Here is a 2602-nt window from a genome sequence, read left to right as displayed (position 1 = left end):
TTTTATTCATCTGTAAGAATAGATATTAGAAAATCTACTGCTATTAAAAATAAGGATGAAGTTATTGGAAATACTACTAAAATTAAAGTAGTAAAGAACAAAGTAGCACCACCTTTTAGAAATGTAGAAGTTGAAATCATGTATGGTGAAGGAATTTCTCGCTTTGGTGAAATTGTTGATCTTGGTGTAAGAGAAGAAATAATTGAAAAATCTGGTTCTTGGTATTCATATGAGGGCGAAAGAATAGGCCAAGGAAAAGAAAACACTAAAACTTTTTTGAAAGAAAACTTAGATATGGCTGCAGAAATCGAATTAAAAATTAGAACTAAATTAGGCTTATCTCTTGAAGAAGATAACAAAAAAGCAAAAAAAGAAGCAGCATAAGTTTTAAAATTATATAAGAAAGAGAGAGATATATATAAATAATAATTCGAAGTAATTGCAAAAAATTTGTAATACGCTTTGTCTTTATATAAAATTAATATAAAAAATGAGATGGTATAGCCCCTAAAGGATATATCATCATGTATATATAAAAAGAGAGAGAGAGAGAGAAGATATATAGAGAGAGAAAAATATATAATAATTTACTTTAACTTAAGATAAAACTCCAATATTGTTATAAAACAACACAGGTTGCTAAAAGCAAATCACACGCTTAACTATAGCAACTTTTGTAAGAATGTAATAAAAGAAAACTATTCAACTATAAAATTTATTACATATTATAGGGTAAGAGGCCAGAAGGCCCCTTACCACTGCCGAAAACTATCATAAACCACTATAACTAGTATAATAATAATTTACAATAACTTTTTTTAATTTATATTTAATGTTGTATTTTATTATATTATGGACATTGAATTTGCAAGTAGTTACACCCTATCCTTAAATGGACTGGACGCTAAAAAAATTATAGTACAAGCGCATATTGCATCTGGTTTACCAGTATTTAATATAGTTGGCTTAGCAGATAAAGCAGTATCAGAGTCTAAAGAGCGTATTAGAGCGGCATTAAGTTCTATAGCTTTTGCTTTACCAGCAAAAAGAATAACTATTAATTTAGCACCTGCTAATTTAATGAAAGAGGGAAGTCATTTTGATTTAGCTATTACCTTAACAATTTTAGCTGCTTTAAAAATCTTTCCAGAAAAAAAAATAAAAGAATATCTTATTTCTAGTGAATTATCTTTAGATGGCTCTTTAAATAGGGTGAATGGTATATTACCTACTGCAATACTTGCTAACAAACTAAATAAAGGCTTAATATGCGCAAAAGAAAATTTAGCTGAAGCTGCAATTTCGGGAAATAAGAACATTGCCAGTTTTAGTAATCTTTTAGAAGTAATTAATTTTTTTAGGAGTGATGACATAGTCATTGCTAGTAATTACACCAAACCTAAAATGCGGCAAGAGGAAAGTACTAATTTCAAAGATATTATTGGTCTGAAAGAAGCTAAAAGGGCTTTTGAAATTGCAGCAGTAGGAAAACATAACATATTAATGATAGGAGCCCCAGGTTCTGGCAAATCAATGCTTGCTAGCGCCTTTAAATCTATTTTACCTGACTTAACTAATAATGAATTATTAGAAACGGCTATCGTAAAAAGTGTGGTACAAGAACATGGTAATAATGATTTTTTTTCATTTCCTTTCAGATCTCCGCACCATAATTGTTCAGCAGCAGCTTTAACTGGTGGGGGCAGTAAAATTACACCTGGCGAGATCACTAAAGCACATAATGGAATCTTGTTTTTAGATGAGTTACCCGAATATAGAAGAGATGCTTTAGAGTCGTTAAGACAGCCTTTAGAAGAAAAAAAAATAACTATTTCAAGAGCAGGAAAATCGGTTACATACCCTGCTAATTTTCAGCTCATTTCTGCAATGAATCCTTGCAAATGTGGTTATTTACAAATTGCAGGAAAGAGATGTGGTCGAGCTCCTATTTGTAAAGATGAATATCAAAAAAAACTATCCGGTCCATTATTAGAAAGAATTGATATCATAATTACAATACCTCATAAAAAAACAGAGCTATTTAAGCAAAAACAAATAGAGGAATCATCCTTTGAAGTTAAAGAAAGAGTCATAAAAGCTCGCACCAGACAACAAGAATCACTTATAGAGATAAAAAAAAATTACAGCTCAGAACTAACTTTGGAAGACTTTAAAAATTATATAAATATTACTGATCATGCTAAAGAACTTTTACAGAAAGCTAGTGACAAATATCAATTATCCATGCGTAATAACTTGCGTATATTAAGATTGGCAAAAACTATCTCAGATATGGATAATAATAATGTCATTAATGACAAATATTTATTTGAAGCATTAAAGTTTAAAACTAACTTTTAGCTAAACTTTGCTTTTTGGTTACAGTTTTTCTATTTTTAAGAACAACTGCAATAAACTATATAAATATCAATTATCTCCTCCTAATAACTCTATTAAGCTTGCTAAAAATTATCTCAGATGTGGATAATATGATTAATTAATTACAAATATTTATTTGAAGTGTTAAAGTTTAAAACTAGTTTTTAGCTTTAGTCTTTTTAGCTAAACTTTGTTTTTTAGTTACAGTTTTTTCTATTTTTTT

Annotated in this window: 2 protein-coding genes; both read left to right on the top strand. The window is 28.9% G+C overall.

What is annotated here, in order from left to right; genetic code table 11:
• On the top strand, positions 1–384 hold a 384-nt coding region (locus HOH73_06035; protein MBT5828413.1), incomplete at its 5' end, for a DNA recombination/repair protein RecA.
• A gap of 468 nt (positions 385–852) precedes the next feature.
• On the top strand, positions 853–2361 hold the full coding sequence (locus HOH73_06030) for a YifB family Mg chelatase-like AAA ATPase (protein ID MBT5828412.1): 1509 nt from the start codon (positions 853–855) through the stop codon (positions 2359–2361).
• The last annotated feature ends 241 nt before the right edge of the window (positions 2362–2602 follow it).

It is taken from the genome of Alphaproteobacteria bacterium (genome assembly GCA_018667735.1).
Taxonomy (GTDB): Bacteria; Pseudomonadota; Alphaproteobacteria; order Rickettsiales; family JABIRX01; genus JABIRX01.
Note: the sequence above shows the minus strand (reverse complement) of the source record. Positions and strands in the feature narration are given on the sequence as shown.